At 58.4% G+C, this 18,126-nt stretch carries 14 protein-coding genes; 10 read left to right on the top strand and 4 right to left on the bottom strand.

Annotated elements, in window-relative coordinates; genetic code table 11:
* The 5 genes from FZF01_RS02730 to FZF01_RS02710 all read left to right on the top strand — a co-directional run bounded on the left by FZF01_RS02730 (nt 1) and on the right by FZF01_RS02710 (nt 7,558).
* Nucleotides 1-750 (top strand): electron transfer flavoprotein subunit beta/FixA family protein, encoded by a 750-nt coding sequence (locus tag FZF01_RS02730; RefSeq protein WP_150276551.1) that lies wholly within the window; start codon nt 1-3, stop codon nt 748-750.
* Nucleotides 751-1,680 (top strand): electron transfer flavoprotein subunit alpha/FixB family protein, encoded by a 930-nt coding sequence (locus FZF01_RS02725; RefSeq protein WP_150276550.1) that lies wholly within the window; start codon nt 751-753, stop codon nt 1,678-1,680.
* Between the two features lie 359 nt (nt 1,681-2,039).
* On the top strand, nt 2,040-3,203 hold the full coding sequence (locus FZF01_RS02720; RefSeq protein ID WP_150276549.1) for a TAXI family TRAP transporter solute-binding subunit: 1,164 nt from the start codon (nt 2,040-2,042) through the stop codon (nt 3,201-3,203).
* Between the two features lie 65 nt (nt 3,204-3,268).
* Complete coding sequence (locus FZF01_RS02715) at nt 3,269-5,212, top strand: TRAP transporter permease (protein WP_150276548.1); 1,944 nt, start codon at nt 3,269-3,271, stop codon at nt 5,210-5,212.
* Between the two features lie 228 nt (nt 5,213-5,440).
* A complete protein-coding gene (locus FZF01_RS02710) occupies nt 5,441-7,558 on the top strand; it encodes a methyl-accepting chemotaxis protein (protein WP_150276732.1) in 2,118 nt (705 codons plus the stop codon).
* Here the strand turns inward: FZF01_RS02710 and FZF01_RS02705 are convergent, their stop codons facing one another.
* Nucleotides 7,559-8,578: a cyclase family protein gene (locus FZF01_RS02705; protein WP_150276547.1), complete on the bottom strand. Its 1,020-nt coding sequence runs from the start codon at nt 8,576-8,578 to the stop codon at nt 7,559-7,561.
* Between the two features lie 197 nt (nt 8,579-8,775).
* On the opposite strand from FZF01_RS02705, the gene trhP reads away from it, so the two are divergent.
* Nucleotides 8,776-10,080 (top strand): prephenate-dependent tRNA uridine(34) hydroxylase TrhP, encoded by a 1,305-nt coding sequence (gene trhP / locus FZF01_RS02700; protein ID WP_150276546.1) that lies wholly within the window; start codon nt 8,776-8,778, stop codon nt 10,078-10,080.
* Between the two features lie 77 nt (nt 10,081-10,157).
* Nucleotides 10,158-10,955, top strand: a complete 798-nt coding sequence (locus FZF01_RS02695) for an undecaprenyl-diphosphate phosphatase (RefSeq protein ID WP_150276545.1) — start codon at nt 10,158-10,160, stop codon at nt 10,953-10,955.
* A gap of 1 nt (nt 10,956) precedes the next feature.
* Here the strand turns inward: FZF01_RS02695 and FZF01_RS02690 are convergent, their stop codons facing one another.
* Nucleotides 10,957-11,643, bottom strand: coding sequence for a cupin domain-containing protein (locus tag FZF01_RS02690; RefSeq protein WP_188434349.1), 687 nt, complete (start codon nt 11,641-11,643; stop codon nt 10,957-10,959).
* A 125-nt stretch (nt 11,644-11,768) separates the two neighbouring features.
* Here FZF01_RS02690 and FZF01_RS02685 point away from each other — a divergent pair, with 125 nt between their 5' ends.
* Nucleotides 11,769-13,106 (top strand): mechanosensitive ion channel family protein, encoded by a 1,338-nt coding sequence (locus FZF01_RS02685; protein WP_150276543.1) that lies wholly within the window; start codon nt 11,769-11,771, stop codon nt 13,104-13,106.
* Nucleotides 13,107-13,150: 44 nt separating this feature from the next.
* On the opposite strand, the gene FZF01_RS02680 is transcribed toward FZF01_RS02685, so the two are convergent.
* On the bottom strand, nt 13,151-14,962 hold the full coding sequence (locus FZF01_RS02680) for a putative bifunctional diguanylate cyclase/phosphodiesterase (RefSeq protein ID WP_150276542.1): 1,812 nt from the start codon (nt 14,960-14,962) through the stop codon (nt 13,151-13,153).
* A 163-nt stretch (nt 14,963-15,125) separates the two neighbouring features.
* Nucleotides 15,126-15,647 (bottom strand): fasciclin domain-containing protein, encoded by a 522-nt coding sequence (locus FZF01_RS02675; RefSeq protein WP_223825360.1) that lies wholly within the window; start codon nt 15,645-15,647, stop codon nt 15,126-15,128.
* Between the two features lie 259 nt (nt 15,648-15,906).
* Here FZF01_RS02675 and desA point away from each other — a divergent pair, with 259 nt between their 5' ends.
* Together desA and FZF01_RS02665 are read left to right on the top strand one after the other, a co-directional pair.
* Entirely contained in the window at nt 15,907-17,097 is a 1,191-nt protein-coding gene (gene desA, locus FZF01_RS02670; RefSeq protein WP_150276541.1) for a delta-9 fatty acid desaturase DesA, read from the top strand.
* Nucleotides 17,098-17,208: 111 nt separating this feature from the next.
* A complete protein-coding gene (locus FZF01_RS02665; protein ID WP_373286430.1) occupies nt 17,209-18,087 on the top strand; it encodes a peptidoglycan DD-metalloendopeptidase family protein in 879 nt (292 codons plus the stop codon).
* Nucleotides 18,088-18,126 lie beyond the last annotated feature (39 nt).

The raw sequence follows: 18,126 nt of genomic DNA, 5'->3' as shown, positions 1-18,126 counted from the left end.
ATGAAAATCCTCGTCGCCGTTAAGCGCGTGGTTGATTACAACGTCAAGGTTCGCGTCAAAGCGGACAATACCGGTGTCGATCTCGCCAACGTCAAGATGTCCATGAACCCCTTCTGCGAAATTGCTGTGGAAGAGGCCGTACGCCTGAAAGAAAAAGGCGTAGCGACTGAAGTTATCGCTGTGTCCATTGGTCCGACCGCTGCTCAGGAGCAGCTGCGTACCGCCCTGGCCCTGGGTGCCGATCGCGCCATACTGGTTGATTGCGCCGAAGACCTGAGTTCGCTGGCGGTTGCCAAACTGCTCAAGGCAGTAGTCGACAAGGAACAGCCTCAGCTAGTCATTCTCGGCAAGCAGGCTATCGACTCTGACAACAATCAGACCGGTCAGATGCTCGCTGCACTGAGCGGTTACGGTCAGGGCACTTTCGCTTCTGCCGTAGACGTTTCCGGTGAAAGCGTAAAGGTTACCCGTGAAATCGACGGCGGCCTGCAGACAGTTGATCTGAAATTGCCTGCCATTGTGACTACCGATTTGCGCTTGAACGAGCCGCGTTATGCTTCGCTGCCGAACATCATGAAAGCGAAGAAGAAGCCGATGGAAGTGCTCAAGCCCGATGATCTGGGTGTCAGCACCGCTTCCACGGTCAAGACTATCAAGGTTGAAGCCCCCACCGCTCGCAGTGCCGGTATCAAAGTAGGTTCTGTGGACGAGTTGGTCGACAAACTGAAGAACCAAGCCAAGGTGATCTAAATGACAATTTTGGTTATTGCCGAACACAACAACGCCGCGCTGAATGCTGCGACCCTGAATACCGTTGCTGCGGCCAAGGCCATTGGCGGCGATATCGATCTGCTGGTAGCCGGTGAAGGCTGCTCAGCCGTTGCCGACGAAGCAGGCAAGGTCGAAGGCGTTACCAAGGTCCTGCTGGCAGACAACGCTGCCTATGGCCACCAGCTGCCCGAGAACATCGCGCTGCTGGTTGCCGAACTGGGCAAGAACTACAGCCACGTAATCTGCGCGGCCAGCACCAACGGCAAGAACTACATGCCGCGGGTTGCTGCCCTGCTCGACGTCGACCAGATCTCCGAGATCACCGACGTGGAAAGCGCCGATACCTTCAAGCGTCCGATCTATGCCGGTAACGCTATCGCTACCGTGCAGTCCGATGCGGCGATCAAGGTCATCACCGTACGTACTACCGGTTTCGATCCGGTTTCTGCCGAAGGCGGCAGCGCCAGCGTTGAAGCCGTATCCAGCGCGCAGGATGCAGGCGTGTCCAGCTTCGTCAACGAAGAACTGGCCAAGTCCGACCGTCCCGAGCTGGCTGGTGCCAAGATCGTCGTTTCCGGCGGCCGCGGCATGCAGAACGGCGAAAACTTCGAGATGCTCTACACGCTCGCTGACAAGCTTGGCGCCGCCGTAGGTGCATCCCGTGCCGCCGTCGATGCCGGCTTTGTGCCCAACGACATGCAGGTTGGTCAGACCGGCAAGATCGTTGCGCCGCAGCTGTACATCGCCGTTGGTATCTCCGGTGCCATTCAGCACCTGGCTGGCATGAAAGACTCCAAGGTAATCGTTGCGATCAACAAGGATGAAGAAGCACCTATCTTTGGCGTTGCCGACTACGGTCTGGTTGCCGACCTGTTCGAAGCGATTCCGGAACTGGAAAGCAAGGTGTAAGGATCAGCTGCAAGCGACAAGCTTCAAGCTGCAAGAAAACCCCGATTCGCGAGAGTCGGGGTTTTTTTTGACCTGAATTCCGGATTTGGATTTGGATTTGGATTTGGATTTGGATTTAGATTTGGGGGTTAGCTTGTAGCTTGTAGCTTGCGGCTTGCGGCTTGCGGCTTGCGGCTTGCGGCTGGCAGCTTGCTGACAGCAACAGCCTGTATCATTTATTAACATTCTCCCCCGCCTGGTTAACCTTTCATTACGTACAGCCTTTTGCATTGTGTCTCCCCACAAGTAAAATGTTGTTCTGATGAGCGAAACACAAATACAACAATGTTCCGCACAGCGAAACACAAAAGGTCTAATCTATGCGATTCTCCCTATACCGATTCGCCACCACCCTAGCTCTGGCCTTGGCTCTACCCGCAAGTGCCGCAGCTGAATCTGCCCTTCCCCGCGTCATGGTCTGGACTGCCTACGGTACTGGCGCCGCCGGCTATGCCCAGGCCGCGGCCCTGGGTGGTCTGCTTAAATTCGAAGAAGGCAGCAATATTCGTATTCTGCCTGGACGCAACGATGTGTCCCGTATGATCCCCCTCAAGACTGGGCGCGCCGGATACTGCCTGTGCGGTATCGCAAGCTACTTCGGCCAGGAAGGCATTTTCCTGTTTAACAAGCCCGACTGGGGGCCCCAACCTATCCGGATGGTCCTCGCCTCTCAGGGAACCCAGAGCTTTGGTCTGGCCGCCGCAGCCGATACCGATCTCGAGCACCCCCGAGACCTCAAAGGCCAGAAGGTGATATTCATCCGCGGCGCTGATTCCATCAACATGATCACATCGGCCGTTCTTGCCTATGGTGGCCTGACCTGGGACGACGTGCGCCGCGTGGATGCATCAGGCACCAATGAAGCCATTGAGGCCATCATCAACGGTCATGCCGATGTAATGCCCATGTCAACTCGCACGCCCCTGATGGAGCGTATTGCCGCCAGTCCGCGGGGTATCAACTGGCTGGACATGCCCAATGAAACTGCCGATGAGAAGGCGGCCTGGGCTCGGGCCAAGAACGTTATCCCCTATTATCTGCCCCAGTTCGAAACCCGTGGAGCAGGCGTGTCAGAACAGGATCCCTGGAATGGCGGCGGTTATGCGCTGCCGATATTGGTGACCAATGCTGACAGGAGCATCGATGAGGTCTATGCCCTGACCAAGTTCGTCGAGGACCACTACGCCAGCTTCAAGACCCTGGCCCCGGGTGCCGAAGGCTGGGAGCTGAGCCGCCAGGTATTCGACTGGGTCATGCCTTACCACGAAGGCGCTGTGCGCTATTTCCGCGAGCAGGGCGTGTGGAGTGAGGAGTATGAGGCGCACAACCAGCGGTTGCTGGAGCGTCAACAAATTCTCGCCGATGCGTGGGAGCAACAGCTTTCTGAGTCCCTGGAATCCGATCAATCCTTTCAGGGCAGCTGGATGGCGCGGCGGGCGGAGGCACTGACAGCCGCCGGATTCGATCCAGGCTTCAGCCGCTAGCCTGACACCCCTCCGACGCCGACCTTATACGGCCGAACCGATCAAGATTGCACAAGAGGCAGCTCATGTCCGAAGAACAAGAATCCATCCGTCACCCAGTGGCTGGCAGTCTGTTGCGTATCACCGCCGTCGCCACGGCGGCGCTGGCGATCTACCAGATATTCAATCTGGGTGCCTATACCGGCTTTACCATGCTGACCAGCCAATACATCTATGGCTTGCTGGCGATGATGCTGCCGATGGTCTTTGTGGCCATTCCCGCTGGCCGTGGACGGCGGGTGGATCCCACACCCTGGTACGATTGGCTGCTAGGTCTGGCCAGTATCGCCTGCTGCGTATTCTTTATTGTCCATTCCAATGAGGCGGTTGATGAGGGCTGGGAGTACATGGCACCGCAGCACGTGGTGTATATCAGCCTGCTGACCTGGGCTATCGCCCTGGAAGCCACCCGTCGCTGCGGTGGCTGGCCGATTTTCGTCGTGGTATTCGCGGCCTCGCTGTTTCCCATGCTGGCGGGCTATCTGCCGGACAGCTTTGCCGGCATTTCCACGCCGATCGACCTGGTCGCCATCTATCACACCAACAGCGATGAAAGCCTGCTGGGCATTCCTTCTCAGGCATTCGCCAATCTGGTTATCGGCTTTCTGTTATTCGGTATCGCGCTGCAGCGTACCGGTGGCGGCAAGTTCTTTATCGATCTGGCCTTCGCCCTGCTCGGCAAGGTGCGTGGCGGTCCGGCCAAGGTATCAATCTTCTCTAGCGGCCTGATGGGTTCCATGTCCGGCAGCGTGGTCACCAACGTATTGACCACTGGACCCCTGTCGATTCCGGCCATGCGCAAGGTCGGCTTCAGCAAGACCTACGCCGCAGGCGTGGAAACCTGTGCGTCCACCGGTGGTGTGTTGATGCCTCCGGTAATGGGTGCAACCGCATTCGTGATGGCCACCTTTCTGGATATACCCTACGGTGAAATCGCACTGGCTGCCGCGATCCCCTCGGCGCTGTATTTCTTCGGCCTGTTTATCCAGATCGACTTCTATTCGGCGCGCAATCGCCTCAAGGGCCTGCCCGCGATAGATCTGCCGAAAATAAAGCAGACCATGAAGGAGGGTTGGCATTACATCTTTGTATTCGGGTTTCTGATCTGGATGCTGCTGTTCATGAAGCAGGAGGCTATAGCGCCCTTCTACGCGACAGCCTTGCTGCTGGTGATCAACCAGCTGCGCAAGCACAGTCGCTGGCAGTGGAAGGACTTCAAGGAGTTTGCCGAGGCCTGCGGCGCCCTGTTTGCAGAGTTGACCGGCCTGATGGCTGGCGTCGGCCTGATCATGGGCGCGCTCGCTGTATCCGGCATGTCTGGCACTATCGCCAACGACCTGCTATTCATCGCCGGCGGCGACATGCTGGTCTTGTTGATCATGGGTGCGCTGACCAGTTTTATCCTGGGCATCGGTATGCCGGTCACGGCTGCGTATATCTTCCTGGCTATCGCCCTGGCCCCCGCGCTCATCAACGGCGGCATGAATCCGATGGCCGTGCACATGTTCATTCTCTATTGGGGCATGCTCAGCTTTATCACCCCGCCAGTGGCAATCGGCGCCTTTGCTGCGGCATCGGTGGCCGGTAGCAGTCCTATGAAAACCAGCTTCGTGTCGATGCAGATGGGCAGCATCATCTACTTCATTCCCTTCTTCTTCGTACTCGAGCCGGCATTGCTGCTGCAGGGCAGCGCGCTGGAGATCATCGTGGCTATTACCTGTGCAGTCGGTGGCATCATTCTGATCGCGGGCGGATTGCAAGGGTATTTGCCAAAGCTTGGGGACCTCAGTGAGCGCGGACTGCTGCACTGGCCGTTGCGCGCATTATTCGTGATCGGCGGACTCTTTCTGGCCATGCCATACAATCCCTATGTGCCCATTACCGAGACCATGCTTTTTGTTCTCTCCTTTGGGCTGATTGCTGCAGCAATCGGGCTGACCTGGGTGCACCGCCGCCTGGCCCCCGCCTGACAAAATCGTATCTCGACATGCATTATTCTGGTGCGAACATCCGCCTTGCGAGAGGCGTATTCGCACCATAATGGACCATAGCCTGCAATCTGCACTCAGACCCGCGGCTTAGAGAGGTCCTTTTTTCGTAACAATTGCATTAATGACTCTGATCGGTGCGCTTCTTGCAAAGAGAAGTACTATTCATTTGCATCAGAGAGATTCCCTGTGACCATTCGTAGTAAAGAAATGGCTCTCACCGAGGCCGAGCGCAACTGGCTACCCTGGTTCGGTTCTGCAAGCAAGATCGGCATGGGCTGGGCCTGCCGGATCAACAGCAACCGTTATGCGCAGTTGGAAGAAATCTTCAACAACGTGGCTGACACCCGTATGCGCCTGTTGCAGCAATGGTGCGACAACCAGTGGACCACTCTGGACAGCATCGCCCGTGATCTGGAGATCAGCGGCAACCCGCTCGAGCGCCAGCAAATGCTCAAGCTGATGCGCAAGATCAGCGACGCCAGCGAGTTGTTCCTGGTCGACGCGAGTGGCCGCTGCCTGATCAGCACAGCACAGCAAATACCTGCCTCACCTATGGACTCCAAGGCCATGCAGCAGGGCCTGCAAGCGCCGTTCCTACATGGCCCCTATATCGATCAGCGCACCAGGGAGCTCGGGCCTTCAACGTCCAGCTTTCACGATGCAGTGACGCTGATGTTCTATCAGCCGCTGCAATACCTGAATCAGCCATGCTGCCTGTGCGCACGGATACCCAACGATGTACTCGGTGATCTGATCCAGCGCGAGGCCGGCCACATCTATCAGGAATCCGGCGACAACTACGTGTTCATGGTGGAGTCGCGCTTCGACCCCGCCATCGAGCCGGGTCGTGCATTGTCACGCTCGCGCTTCGAAGACAACACCTTCAGCCATGGCGGTAATCTCAAGGAAGGTATCGTGACCGGCTACGGTACCGTCAGCGTGCGCGAGCATACCGAATTCGAGGTGCGCTTCACCGACCCTGCCACCAAGCAGCTGCACCCGGGGGTACGCGAAACCATCCGCAAGGGGCAGAACCTGTTTGTTACCTACCCTGGCTACTCCGATTATCGGCATATACCGGTGATCGGCAAGGGCGTGACCTTCAGCCTGACCGGCTCCCCCGATCGTTGGGGCATGATGTGCGAGGCGGATCTGGAAGAGGTGTACCGCTATCGTTCACTGAGTTACAGCCTGATGAAACTTTTCCTGCTGCTGATGCTGGTGATCAGCGGTTGCCAGATTGCGATTGCCTGGTCCGGCCTGGGTCAGCCGGCCGCCAGTGCGCTTAATGTGCTGGTGGTGGCGTTCTCCGCCTTCTGGTTCTGGCGCCTGGGGACGCGCAAGTTGGCCAGACGCATGGGGCGCATGACCGAAATCATCCGCAATATCGCCGAGGGCGAGGGCAACCTGAGCCAGCGCATGGATACCAGCCGGCTGGTGGCCGACGAAACCGGTGAGCTGGGCCGTTGGACCAACAGCTTTATCGACAACCTGGATACCATAGTTGGCCGCGTCAAGCAGGCCAGCCGGCATGCCCTGCAAAACAGCGAGCAGATGCTTGATCACAACCAGAAGGCCAGCGACACCGCCGAGGAGGTAACGGTGACCATCCAGCAGATGCTGGGGATGATCGAGGCCCAGGTGCAGACGATCGACAGCGCCTCGAATACCGCGGCGCAGATGAAGCGCACCATGGCCGAGGTAGTGGAGTCGGCCGGGCGCCGACTGGAAACGGTATCCGACGGCACACGCAAGATCCGCGATATTGTTGAAACCTCAGCCACCAGTGTGCAGCAGGTGGACAAACGCTCCAACGAGATTGCCGGCATGGTGTCGATGATCACCGACATCACCAGCCAGACCAATCTGCTGGCCCTGAACGCCGCTATCGAGGCGGCACGCGCAGGTGAGCATGGCCGGGGCTTTGCTGTTGTAGCCGACGAGGTACGCGCGCTGGCCTCGCGCACTGCCAGTGCCGCGGCGGAAATCAATCAGGGCATCAACGCGATACGCGATGCCACTCACCAGGCGGTTGATCTGATGGAGCAGGGGGTCAGCGATGTCGACCAGCAACTGACCCAGGCTGACAACGCTGCCAATGACAACAACACCCTGCATCAGACGGTCGAAGAGTTATTCGAAGTGATTGCGGTTATGGACACCAACAGCAAGGAGCACGGGCGCCAGGCCGGCCACGTGGCGGAAGTGACCGCGTCCATGGCCAAGGTCATCAGCACGCTGCGCTCCAGTTCGGGTCAGGTGAAGGAAACAGCCACTCGCCTGCACCAGCTGTCCGACAGTTTCCAGGTCAGCGCCGACCGTTGATCAGACCAGCGCCACCGGAGTCAGGGGTGAGCCCACCGCTCCCGGCAGGCGTAGCGGTGGCGCGATCAGCATAAAGCGACAACGCTTGGCCGCCCGCAGGTACTCGGCGAGCTCAGTCAGGTACCAGAGCTCACCCAGATGGATGCCGAGCTTGAACAGACAATGCTCGTGCAGCGGCAGCGCCGCACAACAGCCCTGCCCTTCACGGGCCGGATAGGCCTCTACCGCATAGTTATCGGCGATCAGCAGGCTCAGGCCACTATCGGTGATCCACTGCAACAACGCGGGATCGCGGCCGTCCAGCACTGCGCAGCTGGACGCGAGAACCTCGGCGTCAGGCTGCTGCTGCATACCCAGGATTACATCGGCAAAGCCGGTATACAGGCAGACCATGTCGCCGGGTTCTACCGTAACACCGTCATCGCGCATGATCTGCTGCAGCCGCGCATGGTCCACCAGCACGCGCTCGTGGCCGCAGTGACGCTGCAGATCGATCAGCACCGCCCGGCCGCTGACGGCGGTCTCGGCCATCTTCTCGATACCCAGGCGTCTGGCATTTACGCCCTCCAGTGCATCCTCGTGCCCGGCGGGACCCTGGATATCTTCCCCAGCACGCCAACCGTTGTAGTAGAGAGGCTCCGCCTCACCATCGCCGTCGGCATCAAACAGGCCGCCGACGTGCGCCAGCGCGTCCCACTGGGTGGAGTACTGGGTATAGAGCAGGACTGCATCGTCACTGACCACGTCGGTAAAATCAGGATTGAGGCGGTTTAGAGCAAAGTTATAGTTGAGCTTGTCGCCGCGTCCGGAGGTAAAGCGCCGGGGCGCGTGGCGCAGCTTGTTCAGAGCGTTACCGCCTGGATAGTCCAGAGGCAGGCTGAGACAGAAGCTCCGCCCCTCGTGGACCTCCGCTACGCCCTGGAGTACCTTTTCCGGGGTCAGCAGATTCAGCCGACCCAGTTCATCATCGGGGCCAAAGTCGCCCCAGTTGGAGCCTTCCGGTCGATTTTTCCAGCGCATGGCAGCCACCCTGTTGTTCTTGTTGGAGTCGTTAAGATGCCATGCCCCACAAGTCTGGTCATCCAGATCACTGCCGCTGTTGGCGAGGCATAGACCCGAGAGCATCTGCAGAAAGCAAACATGATCTTGATCAATGCGGCCCCAGCACCGCGAGGCTACCCTTGCGGCCTTTTATTGCCCGCTGACGGAGCCCAACCATGCCCAACGCCCCAGAGCTGCTTGCCCCTGCCGGCACGCTGAAAGCCATGCGCTATGCCTTCGCCTACGGCGCCGATGCGGTGTACGCCGGGCAGCCCCGCTACAGCCTGCGAGTCCGCGAGAACGATTTTCACAACCCCGAGGTCATGGCCGCAGCCATTGCTGAGGCACATGCGCTGGGCAAGCGCTTCTACCTTGCCAGTAACATCGCCGCTCACAACAGCAAGGTTGCAACCTATCTGCGCGATCTTGAACCGGTGGTGGCAATGGGGCCAGATGCTTTGATCATGTCCGATCCGGGCCTGATCATGCTGGTCCGTGAACGCTGGCCCGAGTTGCCGGTACACCTCTCGGTACAGGCCAATGCGGTGAACTGGGCGACAATCAAATTCTGGCAGAAGATGGGCCTTGAACGCGTCATTCTCTCCCGTGAACTGTCCCTTGATGAAGTGGAAGAAATCCGCCGCCAATGCCCGGATATCGGGCTTGAAGTGTTTGTGCACGGCGCCTTGTGTATCGCCTATTCGGGCCGCTGCCTGCTATCCGGTTACTTCAACCACCGCGATGCCAACCAGGGCGCCTGTACCAATGCCTGCCGCTGGAAATATGATCTGCAACCAGCGGTGGAAACCCCTGAGGGCAACATCGAGCCGCTTGCCCGCCCTGTCCATGTGATCAACCAGAGCGATAAACCGGATGAGCCCATGGCAATCGAGGAGGACGAGCACGGGACCTACATCATGAACTCCAAGGACCTGAGGGCGGTGCAGCACGTGCAACGCTTTGTCGATATGGGGCTGGACTCACTGAAGATCGAAGGCCGGACCAAATCGCATTTCTACGTCGCCCGAACCGTACAGACGTATCGTCGTGCGATAGATGACGCCGTTGCCGGCTTACCCTTTGACCTGAGCTTGATGGACGACCTTGAGAGCCTTTCCAACCGCGGCTATACCGAGGGATTCTATCGTCGGCATCCGCCAGGGGTGTATCAGAATTACGAGCACGGCGCCTCACGCATGGAGAGGCATCAGTTCGTAGGGGAGGTGCTGGAAACCGTCGATGGCTGGTTGCGCATCGAGGTGAAAAACCGCTTCGCACCTGGTGACCAGCTGGAGCTCATGACGCCCGAGGGTAACCATATCTTCAAGCTTGACCTGATGCACAATGACCGGAACCAGCCGATCAAGGTCGCTCCGGGCGACGGGCACATTGTGAGAATACCTCTGCAGGGAAAAGGCTCGATAGCTTTCGGCCTGTTGCTGCGCTATCTCCCCGAGCAGGCGGAAAATTCTCCTCTCTGAGCCGCTCGAGGAGTCGCCTGAGTAATCCTGGCATGGTTTAATTGCCGCCTGACACATTCGCACATGGATAGCTCTTCATGGATTGGCTGCAAGTCTTGGTTCTGGCAGTAATACAGGGTCTCACCGAATTTCTCCCGATTTCGAGCTCTGCCCACCTGATTCTCGCCCCGGTGCTATTCGGCTGGGTGGATCAGGGGCTGGCATTCGATGTTGCCCTGCACCTGGGCAGCCTGAGTGCAGTGGTGCTGTATTTTCGTCGCGACCTGATCGCCATGACCGTCAGCTGGACACGGTCGGTCACCCACCGTGAGGTGAACGATGACGCGCGATTGGCCTGGGGCGTGCTGTTCGCCACCATTCCGGTGGGCCTGGCGGGCCTGCTCTTCAAGGATGCGATTGAAGAGCAGCTACGGTCACCGCTGTATATCGCAGCGGGCCTGATCGTATTCGGTCTGGTGCTAAGCTGGGCGGACTGGCGGCATCGGGGCAAGCGCGAGGTCAATCAGATGAACTGGAAGGATGTGCTGCTGATCGGCCTGGCGCAGGCGCTCGCCCTGTTTCCTGGTACATCGCGCTCGGGCATCACCATGACAGCCGGGCTGCTGCTCGGCTTGAGCCGTGAAGCCACCGCCCGGTTTTCCTTTCTGCTCTCCATTCCGGTCATCGTTATCGCCTGCGCTCTGAAATCCTGGGATCTGTATAACGCCACGGTACCTATCGACTGGGCATTCATGGCCGGCGGCGTGGTGATGTCCGGTATCAGCGCCTTTCTGTGCATTCACTTCTTTCTGGTATTCATAAACCGGATCGGCATGCAGCCATTTGTTATCTACCGGATCATTCTGGGTATTGCGCTGATCTGGCTCTTTGCCTGAATCAGAGAGCGCTGGCAGACGCCCTGGATTTGACCAGCAGCACGGCGCCCTCGCGGCTGGCCAGACCGTGATCGGCAAGCTCGGGATGGCGTAGCCAGGTCAATGCTGGCAGGTCACCCCCGGCGCTCTGCAGGCTGCCTGCCAGCACCAACAGCTCGCCCGGACCAGCCGGCAAGTCGAGGCCCTGGCCGGCGGCACAGCTGTACAACACTGTCTCTTCGCCGGCAAAACGGTGTAGCACGCTTATGACGGCCCCATCTGCGCGCTTGCCCCAGGACTGCTCGGTGGGGCGCAGGCGTACCTGGGATCTGTCCTTTGGCGCAAACTGATTCAGTTTGACGAAAATCAGACAACCCTCTTCGGAGAAAGGACTGTGCCGCGATCCCGCCGGGCTGCGCAGGTAACTGCCAGCCGGGTAGTCGCCGCTCTCATCGCTGAAAACACCTTCAAGTACGTAGATCTCCTCGCCATTGGGATGCTCATGCTGCGGGAATTGCGCTTTGGGCAGGTATTCAACCAGGCTGGTCACTTGGCCGCTTTCAGGAGCTTCGCGCTCCAGCGGCCAACGCCGCACTGGGGCCTGGGGAGCGTCCTGCCAACGCTGATCGCCGGGGCGGATACAGACCTTGAGACAACGGTCCATGTTCAGAGGCGTGAAGTTTGGCGCTGCAGCGGTATCGGTTTGCATGATCATTCGTCAGCTGTTGGGTAGTAGGCGACACAGGTTACTCGATGACCATAACATAGCCGCATGAACTACTCCCGGCCACACGGAGTCGATACACCCACAAGGCTCAGAGCAAGGAACATCCGATGGTCAAACCGCTTGTTTACGCAATCCTGTGTTTATTTCTGTGGCTACCAGGCTCGGTTAATCAGGCGCTGGCGCAGGATAGCGCCGAGACCGCGGCAATCATTCAGGTCACCGATGTGCCCAGTGACACGGCCATTCGCGAACGGTTACAGGCGGTATTGGCGGCACTCGACGGCGGCGCAGCAATAGAGGTGGGCGTCGAGCAGGGTGTAGTCACGCTCAAGGGCAATGTACCCAATGCACGCTCTGCCCGTGAACTGGAAGGGATCGCCAATCGAGTCGAGGGCGTGATCCATGTACAGAGTCGACTCACCGAGGAAACCGATGTGTCCGCCCGCGTGCGCCCGGCTACCCGTAAGTTCCAGGAGATGGGCGCTGCAGCGGTGCAGATGCTGCCAGTCGTACTGGTTGCGCTGGTGGTGGTTGTCGCTTTCTGGTTGCTCGGCCGCTGGGCTGGCTCGCGGGGCGCCTGGTTACGGCGAATCGGCTTGTCCGAACTGGCTTCCAATCTGGGCAAACGAATTGTACGGCTGGCCATCACCGGCCTTGGCATCTTGATTGCCCTGGAAATACTCGACGCCACCGCGCTGGTAGGTGCCATGCTGGGTGTCGCCGGCGTTGCAGGTATCGCTGTCGGCTTTGCCTTCCGCAATATCGTTGAAAACTATCTTGCCGGGGTGCTTCTCAGTGCACGCAACCCATTCGATGTGGGCGACGTTATCGAGGTAGGTACCTTCACCGGGACAGTAGTGAGGCTGACCTCCCGCGACACGGTATTGATGACCCGCGACGGCAACCATCTGCGGATTCCCAACAGTATGATCATCACCTCGGCCATGACCAACTTCACGCGCAATCCGCTACGCAGGCTGGAGTTCGTAGTCGGCGTATCGGTTGATCTCGACCTGCAGCAGGCCCGCCAGTTGGGTATCGAAACCCTGCAAGCCATGACCGGCATTCTTGCCGATCCCGGGCCCCAGGTACTGGTAGCGGAACTGGGCGACAGCACCGTACAGCTGCGTTTTCTGGCCTGGATCAATCAACACGACAGTGACTTTCTCAAGGCCCGCAGTGAAGCCATTCGCCAGATCAAGGCGGCGTATGACAAGGCCGGCATCGAAATGCCCGAGCCAATCTACCGCATACACCTGCGCAACCCGTCGGCCATAGAGCGGTCGACGGAGCCCTCTGACCGGCCCCCAGAAGCAGCTCAGCAAAAGCCTGCCCTGGTAACACCTACCAGAGCGGAGGATGTGGCTGCTGATAACACTATCGATCGTCAGGTGGCTGCTGAGCTACGGTCCTCCGATGAGGAGAACCTGCTGACCAAAACATGACAAGAACCTGAAACAGGATGGGTGCCAGAGCGACTCCGGATCGCTCAGCCACGCTGCTGTGCCTGCCAATGATCACTGAATGCTGCAGCCGCCATGGGCCGACCCAGCAGGTAGCCTTGGCACTGGTCACAGCCATGCTGCCGCAGCCAGACCTCCTGATCCCCGGTTTCTACTCCCTCGGCGAGCACCGACAACTGCATGTTTCTGGCCAGCGCGATAATGGTCTGAACCAGCTGACTGTCACTGGGGTCCTCGGGCAAACCAGCCAGAAAGCTCTTGTCGATCTTCAGTTTGTCCAGCGCAAAACGACGCAGGTACGCCAGTGAGGAGTAGCCCGTTCCGAAGTCGTCCACGGAGATGCGTACGCCCAGCGTCCTCAGCGCTTTGAGCGTCTCTTCCGCCTGGGCAATATGCTGCATCAGAGCTCCCTCGGTGATTTCCAGTTCCAGGCATGCTGCAGGCAAACCGCTGATATCCAGCGCATCGCGAACAATCTGCACGATATTGCGCTGCATGAACTGGATAGGCGACAGGTTAACCGCGATCGTATCGAGCAGGACCCCTTCGCGCCGCCACTGGCTCGCCTGTTGACAAGCCTGGTGCAGAACCCAGGTCCCGAGAGCAACGATCTGCCCGCTCTCCTCCGCCAGCGGAATAAAGCGATCCGGACCCACAGTGCCATGCTCGGCGCTTTGCCAGCGCAGCAATGCTTCGGCGCCGATACACCGACCACTGGCCAGATCGACCAGGGGTTGATAGTGCAGCCTGAGCTCATCATTTTGCAGAGCGCCGCGCAGGGAACGCTCCAGCTCGAAGCGAGCCCTTGCCTCCTCTGTTAGACAGGGCAGATAGTGACTATAGGTATTGCGGCCCTGAGCCTTTGCCCTGTACATGGCCGCATCAGCATTGCGAATGAGCTCATGGGCATTGCTGCCGTCCTTGGGATAGAGCGCGATACCGATGCTTGCGCCGACGTACAGCTCGCGAGCCTCATCGAGTAGCAGCGGAACCTTCAATGAATCGAGCAGGCCTCGTGCCACCTGACTGGCTGCGCCGGGACTGGGCAACTGCTCGAGAATCATAAGAAACTCGTCGCCTCCCAGGCGCGCCAGGGTATCTTCGCTACGGCAACGTTCCTGCAGGCGCTGGGCAACGCCTTGCAGAACCAGATCACCAAAATCATGGCCGTAGCTGTCATTGAGCGTCTTGAACCTATCCAGATCGATGAAAAGGACGGCCAACCAGCCGCCCCGGCGATCAATCCGGTCCTTGGCATGTTCAAGGCGGTCACGCGCCAACACCCTGTTCGGCAACCCGGTCAGCGGATCGAAGTGCGCCAGGGTGCGTAAACGGTTCTGATAGGTATCGACGAATCTGATCAGTAGCTGCGAGCCCGTCAGAACGACGAGCATCAATACCAGGACGGCGAGAGCATAGATCGGCGCTCGCTCGAGGAATATCTGCTGGAAGGATTTGCCGCTAACCAGGACGGCAAGCGCACCCGGATCGGCCCTCCCCAGAACCCAGGCACCCACAGGACGCTCAATACCCCACAGCGTGAAACCGCCCAGCTCTACCCAGCGTGTTTCCGGGCCAGCGGCGTCGAGCAGCTCGCGTTCGACACCCGCCATGGCATCGGGACGCAAAATCAGCGGTTGCAGCGGACCTTCCAAGTGTAAGGCGGACTCTCCATGCCATAGTTGCAGCAGACTGTGAGCCTGTTGCTGGCGGGTTTGATTGACGCTGCGCTGCTCGAGAATCATGGCAACGATCACCAGCACCAGAATGCTGAAAAAAGCCACGCCATTGACCGCCCAGAATTTATAGCGCAGCGGAAGTTGACGCTGTAGCTGCATTACCCGCTCCCGCAAGTATGACAAGGGCGGTCATTCTAGGGTCTGTAACGGATAACGTTTTGATACGGATCAAGAAATGCGGCAACCGGATGGCTAGACAAAGGTATGGTGCAGTCATAAAAAAGGCAGACCGAAGTCTGCCTCCTGCTGCCCTGACAACAGATTACATGCCCGGCATTAGCACCGAATCGATCACATGGATCACACCATTGCTGGCTTTTATATCAGTCTTGACGACAGTGGCAGAGTCGACCATAACGCCATTGCTGGTATCAATCTTCAACTCACTACCTTGCACAGTTTCAGCACTGGTAAGCCCGGCCACGTCTGCAGCCATTACCTTACCCGGTACCACGTGATAGGTGAGGACTGCCGTCAGCTTTTCCTTGTCGGCAAGCAGTGCGTCAAGATCTGCAGCTGGAATCTTGGCAAAGGCTTCGTCGGTAGGTGCGAATACAGTGAAGGGACCTTCACCCTTCAGGGTATCGACCAGGCCTGCTGCCTGTACTGCTGCAACCAGCGTGGTGAAGCTGCCTGCTTCGACGGCTGTGTCGACGATGTCTTTTTTGGCCATACCGGAATGATGATCGGCATGGGCTGGGACAGTTGCAAGCATCCCGGCGCCGAGGACGGCCAGCATGAGATGTCGGGCACTGCGAGTGAAGTTCTGAGTAAATGCAAACATGAAATCCTCCAAAGGATCGTTATGTGGGTTGCCCTATTAGTAATACATGACTTATACAGGATAGTCTCAATTGTACAACTCAAGTTACACACTGCCCTTACCCGAAAACACCTGCTCGTGACCAGATAGGCCAGACCATGGGCCTGTAAGGTCGAAGTGACTGGTGGTCGTGTTATTCCCGGCAATGCTGGTCCATAATCAGGGACCGGTTACCCGCCGAGCCTGTCTTCAAGTTTCATTACAGAGGTGCAAACGATCCATGTGGTACCAAGGTTTACTTCAATTATCCGGCTGGCAGATCCTGGCTGTGATTCTCCTGCTGACGCATATCACCATCGTCAGCGTGACTGTCTATCTGCATCGTTATTCGGCCCATCGTGCGCTCGAGCTGCACCCCGCCTTGAAACACTTTTTCCGTTTCTGGTTATGGCTCACAACCGGCATGAACACCCGCGAGTGGACCGCGATTCACCGCAAGCATCACGCCAAATGCGAAACGCCGGATGACCCCCACAGCCCCGTTCACAAGGGCCTTTCCACCGTGCTGCGCAAGGGCGCCGAGCTATATATGGCCGAGGCCCGGAATGAGGAGACCCTGCGTATCTACGGCAAGAACTGTCCGGATGACTGGATGGAGCGTAACCTCTACTCGCGCTACCCGATCGGCGGCGTGACCTTGATGGCACTGATTGATCTCGCATTGTTCGGCGTACTGGGCATGACAGTGTGGGCAGTCCAGATGATGTGGATTCCGGTATTTGCCGCCGGCGTGGTCAATGGCCTGGGTCACGCGGTGGGTTATCGCAACTTTGAATGCCGCGACGCTGCTACCAATATACTGCCCTGGGGTATTCTGATCGGCGGAGAAGAGCTGCATAACAATCACCACACCTATCCCAATTCAGCCAAGTTGTCGGTAAAGAAATGGGAGTTCGACATGGGCTGGATGTGGATACGTCTGTTCAGCCTGCTGGGCCTGGCCAAGGTGCGCCGCACAGCACCTATCGCCCACCGGATTGAAGACAAGCAGACGCTGGACATGGATACCGCCATGGCAGTGCTGAACAATCGCTTTCAGATCATGGCGCAATATCGCAAGCTGGTGATAAAACCTCTGGTCGCCCAGGAGATGCACCGGGTGGATGATTCGGTGCGGCATCTGTTTCGCCGCGCCAAACGCTTGCTCAGTCGTGAAACCAGCCTGTTGGACAGCCATAACGAGAAGAACCTGCAGCAAGTACTTGAGCACAGCCAGCGCCTGCGCATCATTTACGAGAAACGGTTGGCGCTGCAGCAGATCTGGACCCGAACCAGTGCCAACGGCCACGACATGCTGCATGCCCTGCGGGAATGGTGCAGCCAGGCTGAGGCCAGCGGCATCAAGGCATTGCAGGATTTTGCTGCAACCCTGCGTACCTACTCGCTGCAACCCGCGCCGCTGGTACATTGACGCCGCAGTGAACCTAACCCGGATGTGCGGCTCGCCAGAACCGACACATCCGGGTAGGATTGTGAATCGATCAAAAATTCACCATAGGGGTTGCAAAGGATGCGAACCTTTTTGCTGGGTCTGACGCTGTTGTTGGCGAGCCCGATTCTGTCTGCCTCCACCATTTATAAATACACGGATGCCAACGGTGTAGTGACCTACACCGACCAGAAGGTCAAGGGCGCACAGGTATTTGTCTTTACCGACACCATGGTCGAAACCTTCGACAAGCAGGTGTATGTCACAACCCAGAAGCATCCCGGTGGCGAAACTCTCATAGTGCACAATGAATTGTATGCTCCGGTGGAAGTGGAACTGAGTATCGAATCCGCACGCAATCTTGTTGGCGTGCCGGAAAAACCGGTGCGCTGGGTTCTGCAGCCCCGCGAGACCATTCGCCTGCTTACGCTCTCCCCCACAGGCAACGGTGCGCCCAGTTACAGCTACAAACTGCGTCATGCCCTGGGAGATCCACGCGCCAAGCATGCCCTGGTGGATTACCCATTGCCCTGGGAGGGCGGACCATTCCGCGTCACGCAGGGCCCTGGGGGCCGCTATAGCCATACCGGACCGAAGGGACGGCACGCTATCGACGTGGCCATGCCAGAGGGTACGCCTATCCTGGCAGCCAGGCCCGGTGTGGTGGTCAAGATCGAGAACAATCAGAACGGCCGCGGCACTCATCCGTCGGGAAACTTTGTCAGGGTGCTGCATGACGACGGCACCATGAGTGTCTACTTGCACCTCAAGCACCGCTCAGTCGTTGTAGGCGAAGGTCAGCGGGTGCGCACCGGCACCCTGCTGGCCAAGTCCGGGAACACCGGCAACAGCACCGGTCCGCACCTGCACTTCGTTGTTCAGAAGAATGTGGGGCTGGATACGATCTCCATTCCATTCGCCTTCACCCAGCCGGTCGACAGCCTGCCGAACTTTGCGGTTGGCGGCGAATAGATACCAGCCGGAATGCAGACAACAAAAAACCCGCCGAAG

The organism is Halopseudomonas salina, assembly GCF_008641105.1.
This window is presented reverse-complemented; position numbering and strand designations above follow the sequence as displayed.

Excerpts from the sequence above, each read along its gene's own strand:
- desA (WP_150276541.1), top strand. The coding sequence starts at position 15,907 with ATGTGGTACCAAGGTTTACTTCAATTATCCGGCTGGCAGATCCTGGCT.
- FZF01_RS02685 (WP_150276543.1), top strand. The coding sequence starts at position 11,769 with ATGGTCAAACCGCTTGTTTACGCAATCCTGTGTTTATTTCTGTGGCTA.
- FZF01_RS02710 (WP_150276732.1), top strand. The coding sequence starts at position 5,441 with ATGGCTCTCACCGAGGCCGAGCGCAACTGGCTACCCTGGTTCGGTTCT.
- trhP (WP_150276546.1), top strand. The coding sequence starts at position 8,776 with ATGCCCAACGCCCCAGAGCTGCTTGCCCCTGCCGGCACGCTGAAAGCC.
- FZF01_RS02675 (WP_223825360.1), bottom strand. The coding sequence starts at position 15,647 with ATGTTTGCATTTACTCAGAACTTCACTCGCAGTGCCCGACATCTCATG.
- FZF01_RS02680 (WP_150276542.1), bottom strand. The coding sequence starts at position 14,962 with ATGCAGCTACAGCGTCAACTTCCGCTGCGCTATAAATTCTGGGCGGTC.
- FZF01_RS02720 (WP_150276549.1), top strand. The coding sequence starts at position 2,040 with ATGCGATTCTCCCTATACCGATTCGCCACCACCCTAGCTCTGGCCTTG.
- FZF01_RS02695 (WP_150276545.1), top strand. The coding sequence starts at position 10,158 with ATGGATTGGCTGCAAGTCTTGGTTCTGGCAGTAATACAGGGTCTCACC.
- FZF01_RS02725 (WP_150276550.1), top strand. The coding sequence starts at position 751 with ATGACAATTTTGGTTATTGCCGAACACAACAACGCCGCGCTGAATGCT.
- FZF01_RS02705 (WP_150276547.1), bottom strand. The coding sequence starts at position 8,578 with ATGCGCTGGAAAAATCGACCGGAAGGCTCCAACTGGGGCGACTTTGGC.
- FZF01_RS02730 (WP_150276551.1), top strand. The coding sequence starts at position 1 with ATGAAAATCCTCGTCGCCGTTAAGCGCGTGGTTGATTACAACGTCAAG.
- FZF01_RS02690 (WP_188434349.1), bottom strand. The coding sequence starts at position 11,643 with ATGCAAACCGATACCGCTGCAGCGCCAAACTTCACGCCTCTGAACATG.
- FZF01_RS02715 (WP_150276548.1), top strand. The coding sequence starts at position 3,269 with ATGTCCGAAGAACAAGAATCCATCCGTCACCCAGTGGCTGGCAGTCTG.